Genomic DNA, 20,739 nt, shown 5'->3' with positions numbered 1-20,739 from the left:
CTCAGTTCTCACTTCTTTCGGAATAGCTGATAGATGATAGTGAATAGCTGATAGTTCCAGTTCTCACTTCTCACGTAACTAAATTATTGTCGTCACGATCTCGCGTATGCTGCGTTGGAGTTCCCGGTCGTCGGTGATCGGCGAGCAGATCGCGACCTCGGCGGCGGCGATCGGCGAAATGCCCTTGGCGATCATTTGGGCGGCGTAGATCAGAAGGCGCGTGGAGACGCCCTCTTCGAGACCGTGGCCGCGCAGATTTCGGACCTTCTGACCTATTTTGACCAGATCCTGCGCCGTTTCGAGATCTATGGCTCCTTCCTTTGCGACGATCTCGGCTTCGGCTTCCGGTGACGGATAATCGAATTCCATCGCCACGAAGCGCTGCCGCGTCGATTGCTTCAGATCCTTCAAGATCGACTGGTATCCGGGATTATATGAAACAACGAGCATGAATTCCGGAGGCGCTTCGACGATCGTGCCGCGCTTTTCGATCGGCAAACGCCGCCTGTCGTCGGTCAGAGGGTGGATTATGACGACCGTGTCCTTTCGGGCCTCGACGACTTCGTCGAGATAGCAGATGGCTCCGGCACGAACCGCGGTGGTCAAAGGTCCGTCGTGCCACACGGTTTCTTCGCCTTCGAGCAAGAAACGTCCGACGAGGTCGGTCGATGACAGATCTTCGTGGCACGCGACAGTAATCAACGGACGTCCCATTCTGTACGCCATATACTCGACAAATCGCGTCTTTCCACATCCCGTCGGCCCTTTGAGCATAACCGGCAGACGCGCCGCGTATGCCGCTTCAAACAGTTCGATTTCCTGTTTGATCGGCAAATAATAAGGTTCGTTCTCGACTCTGTATTTCTCAACCGCAAGTTCCATAGTGTCGCGAATATCTTAGCACTTCGACGAAGACAAGGTAAAAGCTGGGATGGAGGAACAAACAACCGCCCATCAGTCGAAAAAAAACGGCGGTCCGAAGACCGCCGCGTCAAAACCGATGGTTAGCCTCTACTGGGCCACAAAGTCGGCGTTTGTGACATTGTCGTTGACTTGAACCGCCCGCGACGTGAAGGTGTATTCCTTCGATCTTGCTCCCATCGTGTAGCTCGCGCCCGAGTTCACGTTCAAAAAGCGATAGTAGCCGAATGGATTCGTCAGCGCCGTACGCGTAACTCCGTTGCCGTCGGTCATCGTCACGCGGGCCATCGACACGCTTTGTCCCGTCGACGAAGTAACTCGACCCGAAACCGAAACCGCGACTGCGGGACCGCTCGGTGCCTGGACGGAAACCGTGATCGGACTGCCCGTCTTGAAGAATCCGACAGTCGCGTTGACCGTCTGCGGGGCGCGATCCGAATCGAATCGGAAGTTGTAGAGCGTTCCCCAGCGAATTGCGTTGGCATTGGGATTCTGCGCCAGCGTTTCAGAACTCCAGGTCATCGAATTTGCCGCCGGAGCCTGCGTCCAGGCCGCATTGCTGAACCCGGCGCTTCCGACCGTTCCGTCGTTTGCCCAGGCCGGATGTTGCGGCGGAGCCTTGAAACCGACGTTCGTGAGCGTTGCGCCGCCGCCGATGGGGACGCTGAACGACTGAATCGCGCGATCGAGATTCTGGTTGTAGATCGCGTATTCGTAATGCCAGACGCCCGGCGACGGATTCGTCACCTTGTACCCGACGATGCCGATGCCGTCGGCGGTCGGGGCAGGCCGGATTTCAGCCAAGGTCGCGCCCGTCCACGCATTGATCGCCGCCTTCTGTCTCACCGTAGAGCCCACCGCCGAGAAACTGAACGGACTTGCCGTTCCCGTGACGTTGTAGCGCCGGTACGACACGTTGTTGTTCATATTGCACTGCGTCGGATTCGCCTGGCACCACGCGTACTCGTGCGGCGTGACGTACTGGCCTTCGGCGTAGTAAGTCGCCCCGGGGTTCAACGACGTGTTGAGATCGTTGACCTCGGTCAGCATACGGTGCGAAGGACCGGTATGCGTGTGGCCCGAATGATTGTTCGGAGGAGTGGCAGCGTCGCCGCGCGGATAAAAGCCGGTGTACGGATTGATCCAAGCCTTTGAACCGAGGTTCGGACCGGCATTCAAACTCGCCGAATACGGATCCGAGCATCCTGAACCAAGACGCGTTCCGCCGACACCGTTGCAACCGAGGCTGCAGATGTTGTTCGTCAGCGCAGTAAAGGCGTGCTTGACCTGCGATTGAGCGATCTGCTCGAAGCGCTCGTCGTTCGACGCGCCGCCGCTCAAACGATAAAGGTTCTGCGGGATGACCGGATGGTCGTTATCCGGCAAAGCGAACCAATTGAGATCGACATTTCCGAAGTTGCAGGAGTCCGTCCCCAGCGCGAGACCGACCTGTGTCCCCGCTTGCGACCCGAACTGAGCGAGGCCGTTAACGTCACCGACGACGACGTCCGGTCCCGGAGTGGTGCCCGGGAAGGCGTTGCCCGGCATCGACTCGGATTTGACTTCGCCATCAACAACTCGCGTCACTTCGACCGGACGCATCGTCGCCGTGATCGAGATCTGACCGACCGTTGCCAATGCGTCACCCGGACGTCCGAGTTCGGTCGCGTATTCCTTCGAAAGGATCAAGCGGCCCATCTGGACATAGAGCGTCTGATCGCTCGGGTAATAATCGTAAAGATGGCCCTCGACGTAGAAAAAGGTGAAACCGGTGCGCGGGTCGCGAACCGCAAGCTCGTACGGTTCCGTCGGCTCCAGATTCTCGACCGCCAACTGTCCGTTCGCGGAGTTTAGTCTGCCCGGGAGAGCTGAATCCTTGGCGATGATGGTCATCGAACTCGGAATCGGGCCGCGCAGTTCGTCATTGAAAACAAGAACCGTAAAGAACGAGTCCGGTTCCGCTTCAAAACGAAACTGAGTCGAAGACGAATCTTTGGTCGCTGACCCATTCAAACGGTCCATATCGAGATCGATCGAAACGTTTCCGCGCGCAACGATCATCTTCTTCATAGTCCCGGTGTTCGCATCGCGCCGAACCACGTTGAAGTTCGTTAACGACATTTCCGCGCTGTTCTCAAAAAAGATCAGCAAAGGCAGCAAAGCTACGACAATGGTTTTTAGCATAATTCGAAAATCGGCCGCAGGGGCCAGTGGTAAACTCCTAATTGAAACGGTACAGGAGATTGACATTCTAACACTTCTTTCGCCTCTTTAGTCAAGTCGGTTATAGTATTCAATTCGACTTGCTGAATCGGTATCTGTTGGTCAGATTATGAAAAAAGGTTGCGAGGGTGTGAAACCGAACAAAAAGCGTTCGATCGAGTTGCCTGTTCTGCCAGGCGGTGGAGCCGGCGAAGGCATCGTCAGGGAATCGAAGACCGCATATTGGCGGGCGTTTGCGCTGATCACGCTCAACCTGCTGATGATCGCGCATATCGTCCAATGGTATCTGACGGGAAGGACGGTCTCGCCGATCGAACCGTCCGAGGCGATGTATACGCTTCAGCGCGGGGCTTTGAACGCGGGATTCATCTTTTTCACGCTGGCGATCCTCGCAACGCTCATCTTCGGCCGGTTCGTTTGCGGCTGGGGCTGCCACGTGGTAGCGCTTCAGGATCTTTGCGGCTGGCTTTTGAAGAAAATGGGGCTCAAGCCGAGGCCGTTCCGTTCGCGCCTGCTCGTTTGGGTGCCGCTGATCTTCGCGCTGTATATGTTCGTCTGGCCGACAGTTTACCGTGCCATCGTGGCGGCGCCGAACGAACCGCTTATCCCGCAGTTTACCAACCATCTGGTTGTCGACGATTTTTGGGCGACATTCCCGCCGATCGCGGTCGCGATTCCGTTTCTCCTCGTTTGCGGGTTTATGACCGTGATCTTTCTCGGACAGAAAGGCTTTTGCACCTACGCCTGTCCGTATGGAGGCTTCTTCAGTCTGGCGGATAAGGTCGCGCCGGGAAAGATCCGCGTCACGGACGCTTGCAATCAATGCGGCCATTGCACGGCAGTCTGCACGTCAAATGTCCTTGTCCACGCCGAGGTCAAAGAGTACGGCGCGGTCGTCGATCCGGGCTGTATGAAATGTATGGACTGTGTCAGCGTTTGCCCGAACGATGCGCTCTATTTCGGATTCGGAAAACCGTCTCTCGCCGTCTCGAAATCGCTGAAGCAGAATCACTCTCTGACCTGGCCCGAGGAACTGGTCGCCGCGGCCGCATTCGGATTCAGCCTTTTTGCGGTCTGGGACGTTTACCAGCTCGTACCGATGCTGATGGCGCTCGGAGTCGCGGTCGTGACGACGTTTCTCGTTGTCAGGACGATCAGATTGTTCAGGTCCGGCGACCTCGCATTCTACCGTTTCGCGCTCAAGTCGTCCGGCAAGATCAAGACCGCCGGTTGGGTGTTTCTCGCTTTTTCGGCGTTTTGGATCGGACTCAACGCGCACAGCGGCTACGTGCGTTATCACGAGCGCGCCGGAGCGCAGGCGTACGAGAGCATTCGGATCCCGGATGAACTTGCGCTGGCGCGTCCGAATCCCGATCCGTGGCTCGGCGCAAGCGACCGCAAAAACATCACTGACGGTCGGAATCATCTGAACGCGGCGGCAAGTGCCGGATTGTTTACGAACGCCTTCGCTTTGCCTAAGCTCGCGTGGATGGAGTATCTGGCGGGGAACACCGACCGATCGCTGGAACTGCTGGCAAAGTCGGCGACGCTGCAAACCGGTCAGGCACGAGCGCTGAACCTCTACTACCGCGGCGCGATTCTTAATCGGACCGGAAGTTCGGACCGGGCGCTGGCAGATCTTGACGCGGCGCTCGCCGAGCGTCCCGACCTGATCGTCGCCCGCGAGGAGCGCGGCGAGGCTCTCTGGCAGCTTGGCCGCAGGAGCGAAGCGGTGACCGTCTGGAAGGACGCGCTCGGTCGGAATCCGGACTTGGTGTTGGCGAACCTCTTTCTTGCCGGCGCCAACGCCGCGGACGGCAATCAGAACGACGCCGACGCTTATGAGCGCCAGGGCGATCGGCTGACGCCGGCAGATCCGTTCTTTAACTGGATGTTAGGCCTTCGGCTGCAAAACGTCGGTATGAATCAACTTGCCGACAAGCACTTCAAACGCGCCATTCAAATCAATCCCGAGTTTCGCGTCAAGCGCACGTTTGATCCGCGTCCACAATAAACCCAAATTACGCAATAGAAGATTTCTTTCCCGCGAAATACGCCAAAAACGCGAAAAATGGCATTTTTGATGTTGTTTTTCGCGTATTTTGAGTATTTCGCGGGAAATTGCTTTCAATGAGTAATCCGGGATAAAAAAAAACGCCGCGAAATTTACACGCGGCGTTCTTTCAAATGGCTCGTCAATCAACTACTTGCATTTCGAGTATCCGCAGTCCCGACAGAAGTCGCATCCCGACGCGTGTTCGAGTTGGCCGCGGCATTCCGGGCATTCGCCGATGAGATTGCTCATCTTCGGTTCCGCGAACGCGACCACGTCGGACTTTCCGGCTTCGAGTTTGCTGATCTGCCGCTCCGACGCCGGAAGGTTTTTCAGCCGACGGTCGATAAGCAGCAAGCACTCGGCGATCGCTTGCTCGGGCGACGTCAAGAGGCGTTCGTTGAACCAAACCGCGTGCGTGCCCGTGACCTTGTTCAGGCTTCGGGCGACTTCCTTGACCTCGAATCCGCCGCGGAGCATCTTCGACGCGAGGAGTCCGACGCCTTCCGAGATCGGACCGGTCGCAAAAACCTCAAGAACCTTCTCGCCGTTATGATTGACCGTGACATAGAGGTTCACGCCGTCGAACGGAATTCTCCACGTTGAACCCTGGAGTTCGCGCGGCCGGTCGATGTGCTCCATCGATTCACGCAGGCGTTCGACGACGACGAACTCCTGACTCTGGCCGACCGAATCTACGATAGTTTCCGTCTTCTTCTTGTCTTCGGCCTTCATCGAGGTCAAAACCTGACCTTCGCGACTGCCGTCGCGATAGTAGCTGACCGCTTTGCATCCGAGGTCTTTCGCCATCCGGTAGAGTTTGTCGACCGATTCGACCGTGTCGTCGGCCGCGCCGTTGCACGTTTTCGATATCGAGTTATCAACGTGCTTCTGCGCCGCGGCGAGAACCTGAACGTGCTGGTGCGAGGTGATGTCCATCGCCGAGATGAAATACGACGGAAGCTCGTCGAGATGTTCGACAACGTAGTTCGCCGCCTCGCGGATCGAATCTTCGCTCGATTGATCGACGTCGATCCCGAGCGACTGAGCCGCCAGCGTATGCACGTAGTGACGCTCGCCAAGCGTATCGCGACGGACGTACGCCCACGAGAAGTTCGGCTCGATGCCGGACGACGTTTCGGCGACAAGAGAGATCGTTCCGGTCGGCGCGATCGTCGTGACTTCGTAGTTGCGCGGCGTCATCGGTATTTCGCGCGGAATTCCGATTTCTTCATAAAGGAATTTGGCATAGTCCTCGCGGTTACCCTCGAGTTCCGGAAACGTTCCTTTTTCCGCGCCGAGTTTGAGCGACGCCAGCCACGCTTCGCGGCGGACAAAACCCATTACTTTTCCCATCAGGTCAATCGAATCCTGTTCGCCGTACGTGACTTGAAGGCTCAGACAAAGATCCGCGAATCCCATAATTCCGAGCCCGACCGGGCGCGTGCGCTTGACGACGTCGTCGATCGCCGGAAGCGGGAAGTGGCCGGCGTCAACGACGTTGTCGAGGAATTGCGTCGACAGGTGCGTCGCTCGTGCGAGTCGTTCCCAATCGATGTTCTCATCCGGATTCAATCCGTCGCCGCCGGCCTTGTAGAACTTGGCGACATCGATCGAGCCGAGATTGCACGAGTTGTTGAAGTGAAGCATCTGCTCCCCGCAGTTCGAGATCACGATGCCGTTGGCGACGAAGGAATGCGGTCCCGGAACAGTGATATCAAAGACCTCTTCTTCGCCATCGGCAACAACGTCCTTAATGATCGCGGTAAAGCTTTCGGCGTAAAATCCACGTTTCGAATCGCCGATCGCGATTGCGAGTTTTTCGTTCTTTGCATCCTGGAGAAAGCCGATCTCTTCTGCGAAAACGGCGACATTGTTCTTCGCAACCACTAACTCGTGATAGGCCTGACAGTCATATGATTTGAGTCCGCCTTTCCCGTCCGGAAGCATTCTTGCCGAAGCTTCGCGCCGGTTTCGATAGATCTTTGACGCGATGCCAAAATTTATCAACAGGCGCTGAACACCTTCGAGCAAATCGTTTGAGATCGAAGTGAGCCGAACGTTCAGTCCTTTTTCGAGGCTCCCGGAGACGGTCCCGTCGGCCGAAAACAAAGCTTGCAGGAATCCTCGCTGCATATTCTCCGATCCCTTGAGAACGGCATCGGGAACCTGGAGCTTGTTTTCAGTAAGCCCGAATTCATCGGCGATTCGATAGAAGCGTTCTGAGCCGACGCGCGTTTCCGCGCGCCCTTTGACGCGTACCGCCGAGATCTCGTAAGTTTGGCGGTCCGAGTTGGTCAGCGGTGCGGCGATCTCGTTCACGTATTCCGCGAACATCGGCGCGAGTGACTGCTCTTCACCGAAGAACGAGAGGACGACACGTTTCGCATACGAATTAATATGTCCGTCGCCAACCAGCCAGCCGAGCGTGCGTCCAAGCTTCAATCCGCCTTTTGTTCCGAATCCGCCCTTTCTATTGAGGATGTGAACCTTGTCTCCGCGTTTCAGTTCGCCGAGTTGGACGTAGCCGTTTGGCGTCATGATCTTATGATCGGCGGTTGCGCGCAGGCTGTAACCCTCTTTCGTCAGAAGTTTGAATACCTTTTTGACGCCAGTGCGAAAGGCTTTGGATGACGAATGCAACGTCTTTTCAAAACCGTAACGCGAATCAACAGCGGCATCAAAACTCTTCTGCGTCTTGTAGAGTTCGCCCATCGTCACGAGGCCTTCGCCGGTGTAAACCAGCGTATCCGCCGTCACGCAGGGATTACAGGCGTGGATCGGTCCCATCGTCGAGATCATATGGTTGTGACGATTGACTTCGTCGATGAAGATGATCCCGGGCTCCGCGTACTTGTGGGCCGACGCGATGACGCGGTTCCAGATGTCGGGAGCGTAGATCATCCCCGGTTCCGGCGCGTGCTCGATCGTGCAGTCCGAAAGATCGGCTGTTTCAAAGGCGAGTTTGTCCGCAAAGGTCGCCGTTTCCCCGTTCGGACGGCGATAGACCGCATAGTCGGCGCCGGTTACCGGATCGTTGACGGCTTGGGTCCACGGTTGGCCGTCGAACTCGGTTTGGAACCAGATCTTGTCGTCGACGGCTTTCATAAAGTTGTCGGTGACCGTCACCGAGATGTTGAAATTCGTCAACGAATGCTGATCGTTCTTGGCGTGGACGAAACGAAGAACATCCGGGTGCTTGATGCTGAGGATGCCCATATTCGCGCCCCGGCGAACGCCGCCCTGCTTGACGACTTCGGTTGTGCCGTTGACGATGTTCATAAAGCTCACCGGACCGGAAGCGACACCGCGCGTCGAGTTGACCATCGACCCCGCAGGACGCAGGAACTCGTATGTCATTCCCGTGCCGCCGCCGGTTTGGTGGATGATCGCGACGTTCGAAGCGTGTTCCATAATGCCTTCGATCGAGTCCGGTACGTTAAGAACAAAACACGCCGCGAGCTGGCCATTCGGCTTGCCGGCGTTGACGAGACACGGAGTGTTCGGAACGAACTCTCGGTTGAGCATCACTTCGGTCATCGAGTCGTAAAAATAATCGCGGCGAACGGGATCGTGTTCAGCGGTCGAAACGTGGCCGACGACGCGGCGGACAATGTCTTCCCAGGTTTCGAGGGCCTCGCCATTGATGTCTTTCAGCGAATAACGCTTGCTGACAACCTTTTGGGCGTTGAGGCCGAGCGGCTTGATATGGCGCTTGAGTGCCGTTCCCGCTCCGCTTCCGTTAGTTTGACCATTTTTGGCGACAAATCCGCCCGATACGACAGGCTCGAAGACTGTGCTCATATTCGATTGATTCTCCTCAGCGTCTTTTAGAGACAGGTATTTTGTATTTCTAAAATCTTACTTATTTTTCTTGCATTTTGAAATGCGTGTGGTAGATGTCTTACTTCTGACCCTTCGTCGGACATTGGGGATACCGATATGTCCGAAGCGAATTGAAATATACCCGATTCCAAATTTGGATGTCAACAGAAAAATACACAATATATTGTGTTGTTCATAAAATCGTGACCCAAATAGCGTGTAAGTTAAAGTAATTCCTAAGGTTTCGGGCGCGAAAAAAACTACGCCGTCGATCCTGTGGTTTTGAGTCCGGCAGGCGGTCTTCACCGTATGGTCAACCACCTCAAGGCGGAACTCCGAACGCCATCGGTTTGACTTGCCGCGAGCGGTTTCCGAAACTGAATCCTATGGATAAATTGATACACGGATTGGCGGCCGACGCGACGGTGCGCGTGATGGCAGCGATCACCACCGATACCGTACGCGAAGCCGTGCGGCGGCATCAGACTTCTCCAACGGTTTCATCTGCGCTCGGGCGCGTTTTGACCGGTACGCTTCTGCTCGGCGCGAGTCTCAAGGAATTCGACCGGTTGACGGTCAAGATCGAAGCAAAAGGCGAGGTTGAAGGGATCGTTGCCGAGACGGTCGGCGACGGCAAGGTCCGCGGCTATGTAAAGAATCCGTTCGCCGATCGTCCACAGCGCGCCGACGGAAGTTTCGACGTTTCGGGCATCGTCGGCGAGGGGACAATGTTTGTGATTCGCGAATCAGGCTTCGAGATCGGACTTCACCGCGAACCTTATATCGGTTCGGTGCCGCTCGTCACGGGCGAGATCGGCGAGGACTTTGCGAATTACCTGCTCAAGAGCGAACAGATCCCCTCGGCGGTGATCGTCGGGGCGGCGCTCCAGTCAGAAGAACCTTTCGTGACCTGCGCGGGCGGTGTGATGATCCAGATGCTTCCGACCGCGAACCCGAACATTGCGGTGATGATCGAAGACACGATCCTTCACGCGCCGCGCGTCACGGACGCGATCCGCGAAGGCGCGACCGCCCCGGATCTCTTGAAACTGATGCTCGGGATCATCGACTTCGAGATCCTTGGCGAAAAAGACGTCCGCTTCGAATGCAATTGCTCGTTCGAACGCGCTGTCGGTCTGATCGCATCGCTCGGCAAAACCGAGGTCCGCTCGATGCTCGAAGAAGACAAAGGCGCGACGATGACCTGCGGTTTCTGCAGCGAAGAATACCGCTTGAATGAGGCGGATCTGGAGAGGATCTTAGAAACTGGGAACTGAGAACGGAGAACGGAGAAATGAGAAGTGAGAAGTGAGAACGGGGAACTGAGAACGGGGAACTGAGAACGGCGAACTGAGAACTGGGAAGTGGGAACTGAGAGCGGAAAACGGAAAACGGAGAAGTGGGAACTGAGAATTGAGAGCGGAAAACGGAGAGTGGAGAACTGAGAATTATCAGCGTTATTATTAGTTCTCAGTTCTCATTTCTTATTTCTCAGTTACAAGTTTTCAGTTCTCAGTTCCCACTTCTCAGTTCCCACTTCTCAGTTCCCAGCTCCCAGTTCAGAATCTGATCTGCGTCGAGTGGATCACGCCGCGGGAACCGCAGGCGTCGGTAATGTACCAGAGTCCGTTGCTGTCGCGAACACCGGTCGAGCCGAGTATCCTGACAGGTGTGTTAAGTCCGCGCACGACACAGATGATGCGGCCGTTGGGGGTCGCGCGTATGTTGGACGGCGGGTCGATAACGTACGCCGTGCGCGAATTGTCGACCGGCGGCTGAATCGTCGGCAGAGGCGTCATCTTCTTCTTTGCCTCGAGCGCTTTGCGTTCGTCCTCAAGCCGTTTCTTCTCAAGGTCCAGCTTTTCCTGTTCGGCCTTCAGCTTTTCTTTTTCATCGTCGAGTTCGTCTTTTTTATTGTCGTTGTCCGCTTTCGTTTCGTCGGTCTTTCCGGCCGTAGCACCCGAATCGGTCTTCGATTTGTTGACCGTTTCGGTAGGTCCGTTTGACGGGCCGCTCAGGAAATAGATGCCAAGCCCGACGCCGGCACCGACGATGACCAGCAAAATCAGCCCGACGACGAAATACAAAAGGCCCGAGCCGCCGCCGGATTCGGTTTGCGGCGGCTGCGCCGGGAATGCCTGCTGAAACGGTTGTTGAAATGGCTGCTGAAATGACTGGTCGATGGGAATGATCGCCGGCGCGCTGCGGATGACGGTCGGCATCTCGATCTGTGAGACGGTCGGCGCGGTTGAAGATGCGACAAGCGTCGCTCCGTCGTTCAGACAAAAATTGGTTTCGTCGTAGTATGTTTGGCCGCATTGCGGGCAGGTTTTCATATGAAACTCCCTTTTGCGGCTTCGCGCCTTTGCGGGAAACTCCTCGTCAAGGTATTTCGGGCCGCAAGCAACATCTGATCCGAACTCATTTTACCACAAGAAACCGCTATTTCACTTGCAACGCGATGCCCTCCGGGCGTATCTTATGAGACATAGCCGATCGGTTTGGTCGGTGAAAATTCAGAACACGGAGAGTGTTAGAAAAATGAAGAAATATGATTACGCGGTCGTCATCGGACGATTCCAGCCGCTCCACAACGCACATCTCGAATTAATCCGTTACAGCTTAGGTTTAGCCGAAAAGGTCATCATCGTTCTTGGCTCGGCGCGAAGCGCGCCCGACATCCGGAACCCGTTTACGCCGGCGATGCGCGAAGAGATCATCCGCGCTTGTTTGCCGTCGGAAGACAAGCGGCTCGTTTTTCGGGCCGTTCGCGATTATCCGTACAACGATCACGTCTGGACGGCCGAAGTCCAGAACGCGGTCGGCGAACTTTCCGACGAAGACGGGACCGAATCGCCGCGTGTCGGGATCGTCGGATTCTTCAAGGACAAGAGTTCGTATTACCTGAACCTTTTTCCGCAATGGGACTTTGAGGAGTTTTACTGTTCCGACAAGCGCCTTTTGAACCTCAACGCGACCGAGATTCGAGAGAAGTATTTTGGCGAAGACGACACGTGGCGCGGACTCGTGCCGGCCGTCGTCGCCGCATATCTGGACGCGTTTCGAGAAACCGAATTCTATCCGGCGCTGAAAGGCGAATTCGAATATCTGAAAAAGTATCGGGACGATACGCGATTCGTCGGCGTGCCTTACAAACCGGTCTTTTTGACGACCGACGCGGTAGTTGTTCAAAGCGGCCACGTCCTCGTCATCCGCCGCGGATTTCAGCCCGGCAAGGGACTGCTCGCGCTTCCGGGCGGATTTTTGGCGGACAATTTGACGCTCGAGGATTCGGCCCTCAAAGAACTCAAGGAAGAAACGAACATAAAAGTGCCGGCGCAGGTCCTTCGCGGGAGCATCAAGGCGTCGCACGTTTTCGATTTCCCGGAACGATCGCTCCGCGGCCGGACCGTGACGTTCGCCTATTACATCGAACTCGCACCCGATCTGAAAGAAGGACTGCCGCGCGTCAAAGGCGGGGACGACGCGAAGAAAGCGTTTTGGCTCCCGCTTTCGGCACTCGGTGAAAAGGAAGACGAGTTTTTTGAGGATCACATCCACATCATTCGTTACTTTTTGGGGATTTAGTTTGGAGTTCCGTTTGGAGTTCCGCCTTCAGGCGGCCGAACAAGGTAAACAAAAACTAGGCTCTTGGGTAAAGAGCCGAAAATTGGAGAACAAAATGTTTCAAATCAATCGAATTATCGACACCGACTCGTACAAGGCGAGTCATTGGCTTCAGTATCCGCCGCAAACGGAACTGGTTCACTCTTACCTCGAATCGCGCGGTTCTGACCGCGACTGGCACGAGACCGTATTTTTCGGGCTGCAGTATATTCTGAAACGCTATTTTCTTGAGCGATTCACTCAAGAAATGGTCGAAGAAGCCCGCGACGTGATCACCGCCCACGGCGAGCCGTTCAATTATCAAGGCTGGACGAGCTTGATCAAAAAGCACGGCGGCCGAATGCCCCTGCGAGTCCGTGCCGTGCCGGAAGGTTCGGTCGTTCCTTTGCGAAACGCCCTGATGACGGTCGAGAATACCGATCCCGAATTCTTCTGGTTGACGAGCTGGTTCGAAACGCAACTGATGCGGATCTGGTATCCGTGCACCGTCGCCACGCAGAGTTTTCATATCAAACGTGACGTTCGGCGGTTTCTTGACGAAACGGCCGACGACGCTGATTCCGAGATCGGCTTCAAGGTCCACGATTTCGGCGCGCGCGGCGTTTCGAGCCAAGAAACGGCGGCAATCGGCGGCGCGGCGCACCTCGTGAACTTCTTCGGCACCGACACGATGGCCGCACTTCTGATCCATAGGGAGTTTTACAATTCACCGATGGCCGGATTTTCGATTCCCGCGGCCGAGCATTCGACGATCACGAGTTGGGGGCGGGAGAACGAAGTCGAGGCGTATCGAAATATGCTCCGGAACTTTGCCAAGCCGGGAAGTCTCCTTGCCGTCGTCTCGGACTCGTGGAACATCTACGAAGCGGTCGAGAAGATCTGGGGCGAACAGCTCAGGCAGGAAGTTGTCGATTCGGGTGCGACGGTGGTTATTCGTCCGGATTCGGGCGAGCCGGTCGAGGTCGTCTCGCGCGTCGCGCACCTGCTCGGCGAGAAGTTCGGCTCGGATATCAATTCAAAAGGCTACAAAGTTCTCCGCAACGTCCGTATCATCCAAGGCGACGGCGTCAATCAGCAGTCGATCCACGCGATCCTCGAACGATTGAAGTCCGAAGGGTTCTCGGCGTCGAACATCGCCTTCGGAATCGGCGGCGCGTTGCTGCAGAAGATCGACCGCGACACCCTCAAGTTCGCTTACAAATGCTCGGCGATCGTATCGCGCGGCCGGTTGATCGAAGTTTACAAACAGCCGATCACGGACGCCGGCAAGAACAGCAAGCGCGGCAGATTGGACCTGATCCGAACCGACAACGGGTTCGAAACCGTCAAACTCGATTCGATCGAACAGATCGCGTCGGCGACATCGGTGATGCGAACGGTCTTCGAAAACGGGGAACTGCTGATCGATGACGACCTGGAAGCGATTCGCGGGCGGACGACGATAGGTTGAGAAGTGAGAAGTGAGAACTGAGAACGGAAAACGGAGAAGTGAGAAGTGAGAACGGAGAACTGGGAACTGAGAACTGAGAACTGAGAAGTGAGAAGTGGGAACTGGGAACTGGGAACTGAGAAATGAGAACGGAAGACTGAGAAGTGAGAACTCCGGTCCGCGGACTGAAAACGGAAAACTGAGAACGAAATTTTCAGTTTTCCGTTCTCAGTTCTCAGTTCTCAATTCTCAATTCTCAATTCTCAATTCTCAATTCTCAGTTCTCCGTTCTCCGTTCTCACTTCTCCGTTCTCCGTTCTCCGTTCTCACTTCTCAGTTTTCCGTTCTCCGTTCCCACTTCTCAGTTTTAGATCGGCTCGAGCTGAAGCGCGCGGTTCAGATAATGGTAGAGGTCGTTAAAGTCGCGGAGGGCGCGGTTTAGAATGATCGGAAGCTGCGGGATGTCGGTTGTGTTGACGACGAGGTTCAAGTTTCGGAGAAAGGCTTCGTGGGCGTTCATCGTCGAAGCCTTGTCCTCCAGAGAAATCAGGTAAAGACGGCGGCGCTCGGAGGAGTACATCGCGTTCACCTTTTGTTGCAGGATCGCGGCGCCGCCGAATTCGGCCGCGAAGTCCGGCGAGAAGATCAGAATTTCCGTTTTGCCTTCGCGCAGCCGTTCATTCGCCTGCGCCGGCGTCTGGGCGACGTAAACCTTGAATCCTGCCCCGACCAGAACCTTGCCGACCTCGTCGCGTTTTTGACCGAGGCACAGAAGTATCCGGCGCGGCTTTTCGTCCGACGCGTCGTTCGTGTCGAGCACCGTTTTCTCGGTTTGGAGCGCGGAGAGCAACGAACGCAGGGCATTGTTGATCTGAAATTCGGCTTCTTTGTTCGAGAAGTCCTGCGCGCCGTCGGAGACGGCCGGAGCCGCTTTTGTCGCTTCAAGCTGTTGGGCCGTCGAACCCTTCTGAACGCGGATCAGATTCTGGCAACGCGGACAGCGGACGGTAAAGTTCTGGGTCGGGATCTTTCCCTCGTCGAGCTGCAAAGAAACGGAGCAATTGTCACAACGGATAATCATTTGTTTAGTCGGGAATCGCGACTTGCGATCGCGGGGTTTTGCCGGAGGTCGAATCCAAAAATTCGGCCTATTCCATCATATCGAGCACCGAGTTCGAAGGGACCGGTTGCGGGACATTCATCATCGGTACGGACGGCGGCTTGTTCTTAAGGTAGTCTTCCGTTGACGACAATCCCTTCAGCTGGAGCAGAAGATTGTTCTGGTTGGTCGCAAACGAAAGTCCGTCGTCGAGCGTGATCTGATCGTTTTCGATCATCAACCTTATTACGGTGTCGAAATCCTGCATTCCGTCGATCTCGCCGTCGCGCATCGCGTCGAGCAGCGTCTTGCCTTCCGATTCGCCCTTTTCGATGTACTCGCGCGTTCGCGGACTCGATTTGAGAATTTCGACGGCGGCGATGCGGCCTTTTCCGTCGGCGCGCGGAATGAGCCGCTGCGAGACGATGTAGCGAAACGTCTGTGCGAGCCGTGTGCGGATGATCTTTTCTTCGTTCTTCGGATAAAGTCCGATGATGCGGTCAACCGTTTTCGCGGCGTCGATCGTGTGGAGCGTCGAGAGCACAAGGTGACCGGTTTCGGCTGCCTCAAGCGCGATCTCGGCAGTTTCAAGGTCGCGCATTTCGCCGACGAGGATCACCTTCGGAGCCTGTCTGAGCGCGGCGCGCAAAGCCGACGAAAAGTCGCGCGTGTCCGAACCGACCTCGCGTTGGTTGATCGTGCATTTTTTGTGGGGATGGAGAAATTCGATCGGGTCTTCGATCGTCACGATGTGGTAGCTCTTGGTTTCGTTGATCCGGTCGATCACGGCCGCAAGCGTCGAACTTTTACCCGAACCGGTCGGGCCGGTAACCAGCACGATCCCATTGCGGATGCCGCAGATGTCCTCAAGTTGGGGCGGAATGTTGAGCGATTCAAAACTCGGTATTTCGTGCGGAATGACGCGCATCACGATCGAGTATGAGCCTCGTTGCTGAAAGATGTTGACACGGAACCGACACCGGCCCGGCAGCGCGTAGCTGAGATCGGCGGTGCCGAACTTCGCCAGTTGCGCCGCGGCTTCGGAATTATCGCGGAGAATCGACATCGCAATCATCTCGGTCTGATAGCCGGTAAGTTTTCCGATGCCGAGCGGTGTCGCCGAATACAGACTGCCGCTGATCTCGATCTGCGGCTTCTGGCCGCACGAAAAGTTCAGATCGCTGACGTTATCTGAGATAAGCAGCATCTGCTCAATAATCGGGGCTACATCAAGCAAACTCATTTTGTGGAATTACTCCCTGGGGAAAATTGGAAATCGATGAAAAGACTTGAGCAACGGAGCACGGCTTAAAATGAGGCCGCGAAGTCAATTTCTATTTTGACGCAAACGAGGCGAGAAAAGCAAGCAGTTTTTAACTTTGTCTAACGATGTTCAAACTAATCCAATTAGTCTGGAGTAGTTCTTCGCGAGTGCGTTCGACGGCTTCAAGAGAGCTTTGATGATCGCCGCAGAGTCGGCGCCGGAACCGAGAACGTTCAAAAGAGAGCTCTCGTCGATCCCGCCGATCGCGACGAGCGGAAAATCGCCGATCGCGGCGCGGACCTCCTCGATTCCGCGGAATCCGACAGCTTCGTCGGGGTCGTCCTTGGTCTTCGTATGGAAGATCGGCCCGATCGCGAGATAGTCGACCGGAAGATTGACCGCGGCCAGTGCCTGTTCAACCGAATGAGTCGAAAATCCGATGATCGCGTCGTTTCCGAGAATCGCGCGCGCGGCGCCCGGCGGCAGATCGTCCTGGCCGAGATGAACGCCGTCGGCCCCGAGTGCGAGCGCGAGATCGACTCGGTCGTTGATGATTATCTTCGCGCCGCGTTCACGGGCGATGCGCAGCGCATTGCGCGCATCGGCGAAGAAATCGCGCGGCGAAAGGTGTTTTTCCCGAAGTTGAATCAACGTTGCTTCGGCGCCGGTCAGGATCTCGACCTGTTCGGTGTGCGAGAGATCCGTCAAAACGGTGTTGGTGATGGGATATATCTTCGGCAGGATCATCGCTGTTCAGATGGGCTTGATCATCAGAAACGCGTCCTCGCCATTGTTGTAATATGCAGTGAGGCGTTGGACGATCGAGTAGTTGAGACCGCGATACAGACTCTGTGCCGCGATGTTGCTGACGCGGACCTCAAGCGCCACCGTGTTGGCGCCGCGGTTTCTGAGTGCCTCTTCGACGTGCGCGAGAAGTCGTTCGGCAAGTCCGCGGCGGCGATGTTCAGGGGCGACTCCGACCGTCGTCACGTGTCCCGTTCCCGACGGCTGAACCATCACGAAAATGAATCCGACAACGGGCTCTTCCGGTGTTGCGACGCGATAACTGACCGTCGTCGGATCATCGAGCAAGTACCCGAAGGTGTGCTTCGTATAGTTTTCGCCCTTTTTGAAGCAGCGCAGATTGAGCCGGAGAAGTTCGTCGATGTGGGTCGTCGTCAGCGGATGGACCTCGTAGACGGTCGGCGGCGCCGGCACAATGACCTCCGATTCAGCCGCTTCCGACTGAACAAAGAAGTTCCTAATTGTTTCAAGAACGGCCATTGTAACTTGGGACTTGGGATTTGTGATTTTGGATTTGCGCGAAGACGATCTCTTGAAACGCCCGAGGTTTCGACCGACCTTGCAGAATCAAAAGTCAAAAATCAAAGGTCAAAGGTCAAAGGTCAAAAGTCAAAGGTCAAAGGTCAAAAGTCAAAAGTCAAAAGTCAAAGGTCAAAGGTCAAAAGTCAAAAGTCAAAAGTCAAAAGTCAAAGGTCAAAGGTCAAAAGTCAAAGTCAAAGGTCAAAAATCAAAGGTCAAAAGTCAAAGGTCAAAGTCAAAGGTCAAAAATCAAAGGTCAAAAATCAAAGGTCAAAAATCAAAGGTCAAAAATCTAAAATATGAACGTGCAGTCGCCGTAACTGTAAAAGCGATACTTCTCGCCAACGGCGTGCCGATAAGCGTTCATTATAAGTTCGTGACCGGCGAAAGCGGAAACGAGAACGAGCAGCGACGATTTCGGCAGATGAAAATTCGTCAAGAGACCGTCGATCGCGCGGAATCGGTATCCCGGCGTGATCGTCGTATCGGCGATGCCGCGTTCGGCCCGAAATCGATCGCCGGTCGCCAATGCGTGTTCGAGCGTCCGCGTGACGGTCGTCCCGACAGCGATGATGCGGCCGATTCCCGATTTTACGCGATTCAGAGTCTCTGCGGTCCGCTCGTCGATCTCGAATCTCTCGCCCGAAACGCGATGCGCCGAAAGATCGGAAACCCGGACCGGTTCGAACGTCCCGTAGCCGACGTGGAGCGTTATCTCGGCGATCGAAACGCCGCCCGATTCGATCTGTGCCAATACGTCCGGCGTGAAATGGAGCCCCGCGGTCGGTGCGGCGATCGCGCCCTTCTGTTTCGCGAAAACGGTCTGGTAACGTTCGCGTTCTCCGGTTTGTTCACCTTCGCGTTTGATGTACGGCGGCAAAGGAGTTCGTCCGACGCGGTTCAACGCTTCGTCGAAATCGCCCTCGACTGCGAATTCGATCAAAACGCGGCCGTCGTCGAGCCGTTCAACGACGCTCGCCGAAAAGTGATCGTCGAACACGATCCGTCGTCCGGGTTTCAAGCGCTTCGCCGGCCGCGCGAGAGCCTCCCAAACGAACGGCGCGACCTCGCGGATCATAAAAAGCTCCACGTTTGCGCCCGTTTCGGTTCGGCCGAACAGGCGCGCCGGAAAGACCTTCGTGTTGTTGAGCACGAGCGTGTCGCCGGACCGCAGAAATTTCGGAAAATCACAAAAAAAAGAGTCACGCACGGAAACGGAACCTCGGTCGATCGCCAGCATCCGCGATGCCGAGCGTTCATCGAGCGGCTGTTGCGCGATCAACTCGGGCGGAAGTTCAAAATCAAATTCTTCGATGAGCATTCTGAAATCCGAAAACAAAAAAGGAATTACGAAATTTCATAATTCCTCGAAGATCTTGATGCGTTGGTGCCGGAGGTCGGACTCGAACCGACATGGGATTGCTCCCGCCAGATTTTGAGTCTGGTGCGTATACCGATTTCGCCACTCCGGCGCGAATTACAAATAATAGACCGATTATCCAATGAGGTCAACCGCCGCAGATTGCCCCGATGTCCGCAAAAAATAACTGTTGCCCGCCGCCGATTCCGCGTGTTAAATTTTGTTTAGCGCACTGCTCCGCGCTTCCTGCCAATTCCGTTTCGCATTCAACCGAGGTTTCCCATATGTTCGATTCCGTTGAGTCCGTCAAGAATCTCCTGCTGATCGACGACAAACCCGCAGACTCAAGCCGTCTGTTCCAACTTCTCAGGTCAAACTACCGTTGCGATTTTGTCTCCAGCGTCGAGGCCGCGAAATCGAAGGTTCGCAATTCCGAGTACAGCGTCATTCTGTGCAATGCGAATGTTGAGGACGCTCTTGAGAAGATCCCTCATTTCCTGTGTTTTGCCCCGCATACGGCGATTATTCTGATGAGCGAGGACGAATGCGCCGAAAAGGCGCTGCAAGCGTTTCGCGCGGGCGCGTTCGATTTTTTGCTCGGCCCGAAAAAGCTCGAAGAGGTCGAAAAGGCGATCCTCCGCGGAATCGAACATTTCGAAACCCGTTGTTTGAAGGACAAATACCAGGTTCATCTTGAGATCCTGGCCGCCGAACGCGCGATCGAGATCGACAAAGCGCTCGAGGAAGTCGAAAGTTCATATCGGATCACGCTCAAAGCGCTGGTCCAGGCGCTCGAAACACGCGATTTTGAAACTCACGGACATTCCGAACGGGTCGTCACGTTCAGCCTCCGGCTCGGTCACGAACTCGGACTTGAAAACGAGCGGCTTCGCGATCTCGAACTCGGAGCGTTGCTTCACGACATCGGAAAGATCGGAGTGCCGGACGCGATCCTGAGGAAACCGGCTAAGCTCAACGAAGACGAGTGGGCGAAGATGAAACTTCATCCGGTTCACGGTCAGAAGATACTGCGCAACATCCGGTTTCTGGAAGGCGCGGCGCGCGTCGTCGGCCAGCATCACGAACGTTGGGACGGCGCCGGCTATCCTTACGGAATCCGCGGTGAGGACATCGATATCGGCGCGCGGATCTTCGCGGTCGTCGACGCCTTCGACGCGATGGTTTCCGACCGCGTTTATCGAAAGGGAAGGCCGTACGAGGCAGCGCTCGAGGAACTCGAACGATGCGCCGGAACTCAGTTCGACCCCCTGATCGTCGAGGCTTTCAAATCGATCCCGCAGGAGGATTGGGAGATTCTCCGCGAGCGATCGCTGATGGACAAGCAGGAAGTTCATTCGTTCCAATCGGTCGTTGCGGATCTGGTTTACTCGCGCGAGCCGGTCGAAATGGTGCACTGAGCGCATATCGGATTAATCGGTAGCGCAAGGCGCGCCGAAGAAACGGCAAAATCTGACTGCGCATCAGAATCGCACTGAAATCGCGGGGCAACAGCATTTGCGAAACTGGATGAATTCGCGTTACGGAGGATCGCTGCGAGATTTCGTCCGAGCGTTCCAGTCGTCCCTGAAAGGGGCGCAGGAATCCTCGGTTGCGA

General features: G+C 55.7%; 14 protein-coding genes and 1 tRNA gene. 5 read left to right on the top strand and 10 right to left on the bottom strand.

Annotated elements, in window-relative coordinates; translation table 11 throughout:
- Nucleotides 1–78: 78 nt before the first annotated feature.
- Together IPN69_21805 and IPN69_21800 are read right to left on the bottom strand one after the other, a co-directional pair.
- The gene (locus tag IPN69_21805; protein ID MBK8813342.1) at nt 79–882 is read right to left on the bottom strand and encodes a CbbQ/NirQ/NorQ/GpvN family protein; all 804 of its coding nucleotides are present in this window, start codon (nt 880–882) and stop codon (nt 79–81) included.
- Between the two features lie 129 nt (nt 883–1,011).
- Nucleotides 1,012–3,105, bottom strand: coding sequence for a carboxypeptidase regulatory-like domain-containing protein (locus IPN69_21800; GenBank protein MBK8813341.1), 2,094 nt, complete (start codon nt 3,103–3,105; stop codon nt 1,012–1,014).
- A gap of 148 nt (nt 3,106–3,253) precedes the next feature.
- On the opposite strand from IPN69_21800, the gene IPN69_21795 reads away from it, so the two are divergent.
- A complete protein-coding gene (locus IPN69_21795; protein ID MBK8813340.1) occupies nt 3,254–5,158 on the top strand; it encodes a 4Fe-4S binding protein in 1,905 nt (634 codons plus the stop codon).
- Between the two features lie 189 nt (nt 5,159–5,347).
- Here the strand turns inward: IPN69_21795 and IPN69_21790 are convergent, their stop codons facing one another.
- Nucleotides 5,348–9,001 (bottom strand): hypothetical protein, encoded by a 3,654-nt coding sequence (locus IPN69_21790; GenBank protein MBK8813339.1) that lies wholly within the window; start codon nt 8,999–9,001, stop codon nt 5,348–5,350.
- 407 nt (nt 9,002–9,408) lie between these two features.
- On the opposite strand from IPN69_21790, the gene hslO reads away from it, so the two are divergent.
- Complete coding sequence (gene hslO, locus IPN69_21785) at nt 9,409–10,299, top strand: Hsp33 family molecular chaperone HslO (protein MBK8813338.1); 891 nt, start codon at nt 9,409–9,411, stop codon at nt 10,297–10,299.
- A gap of 282 nt (nt 10,300–10,581) precedes the next feature.
- Here hslO and IPN69_21780 read toward each other — a convergent pair whose 3' ends face one another.
- Entirely contained in the window at nt 10,582–11,358 is a 777-nt protein-coding gene (locus tag IPN69_21780; protein MBK8813337.1) for a hypothetical protein, read from the bottom strand.
- Nucleotides 11,359–11,563: 205 nt separating this feature from the next.
- On the opposite strand from IPN69_21780, the gene IPN69_21775 reads away from it, so the two are divergent.
- Nucleotides 11,564–12,610, top strand: coding sequence for a bifunctional nicotinamide-nucleotide adenylyltransferase/Nudix hydroxylase (locus IPN69_21775; GenBank protein ID MBK8813336.1), 1,047 nt, complete (start codon nt 11,564–11,566; stop codon nt 12,608–12,610).
- 94 nt (nt 12,611–12,704) lie between these two features.
- On the top strand, nt 12,705–14,099 hold the full coding sequence (locus IPN69_21770) for a nicotinate phosphoribosyltransferase (protein MBK8813335.1): 1,395 nt from the start codon (nt 12,705–12,707) through the stop codon (nt 14,097–14,099).
- A gap of 346 nt (nt 14,100–14,445) precedes the next feature.
- On the opposite strand, the gene IPN69_21765 is transcribed toward IPN69_21770, so the two are convergent.
- From IPN69_21765 to IPN69_21740, 6 genes are all read right to left on the bottom strand, one after another.
- A complete protein-coding gene (locus IPN69_21765) occupies nt 14,446–15,159 on the bottom strand; it encodes a zinc-ribbon domain-containing protein (GenBank protein MBK8813334.1) in 714 nt (237 codons plus the stop codon).
- A gap of 67 nt (nt 15,160–15,226) precedes the next feature.
- Nucleotides 15,227–16,420, bottom strand: coding sequence for a PilT/PilU family type 4a pilus ATPase (locus IPN69_21760; protein ID MBK8813333.1), 1,194 nt, complete (start codon nt 16,418–16,420; stop codon nt 15,227–15,229).
- Between the two features lie 150 nt (nt 16,421–16,570).
- Nucleotides 16,571–17,188 carry a thiamine phosphate synthase gene (gene thiE, locus IPN69_21755; GenBank protein ID MBK8813332.1) on the bottom strand — a complete coding sequence of 206 codons (618 nt, stop codon included), beginning with the start codon at nt 17,186–17,188 and terminating at the stop codon, nt 16,571–16,573.
- Nucleotides 17,189–17,194: 6 nt separating this feature from the next.
- Nucleotides 17,195–17,725 carry a ribosomal protein S18-alanine N-acetyltransferase gene (rimI, locus tag IPN69_21750; protein ID MBK8813331.1) on the bottom strand — a complete coding sequence of 177 codons (531 nt, stop codon included), beginning with the start codon at nt 17,723–17,725 and terminating at the stop codon, nt 17,195–17,197.
- A 331-nt stretch (nt 17,726–18,056) separates the two neighbouring features.
- Nucleotides 18,057–19,085: a tRNA preQ1(34) S-adenosylmethionine ribosyltransferase-isomerase QueA gene (gene queA, locus IPN69_21745; protein MBK8813330.1), complete on the bottom strand. Its 1,029-nt coding sequence runs from the start codon at nt 19,083–19,085 to the stop codon at nt 18,057–18,059.
- A gap of 64 nt (nt 19,086–19,149) precedes the next feature.
- A tRNA-Leu gene (locus tag IPN69_21740) sits at nt 19,150–19,236 on the bottom strand.
- A 172-nt stretch (nt 19,237–19,408) separates the two neighbouring features.
- Here IPN69_21740 and IPN69_21735 point away from each other — a divergent pair.
- Nucleotides 19,409–20,542 (top strand): HD domain-containing protein, encoded by a 1,134-nt coding sequence (locus IPN69_21735; protein ID MBK8813329.1) that lies wholly within the window; start codon nt 19,409–19,411, stop codon nt 20,540–20,542.
- The last annotated feature ends 197 nt before the right edge of the window (nt 20,543–20,739 follow it).

It is taken from the genome of Acidobacteriota bacterium, from assembly GCA_016715115.1.
Classification (GTDB): Bacteria; Acidobacteriota; Blastocatellia; order Pyrinomonadales; family Pyrinomonadaceae; genus JAFDVJ01.
Note: the sequence above shows the minus strand (reverse complement) of the source record. Positions and strands in the feature narration are given on the sequence as shown.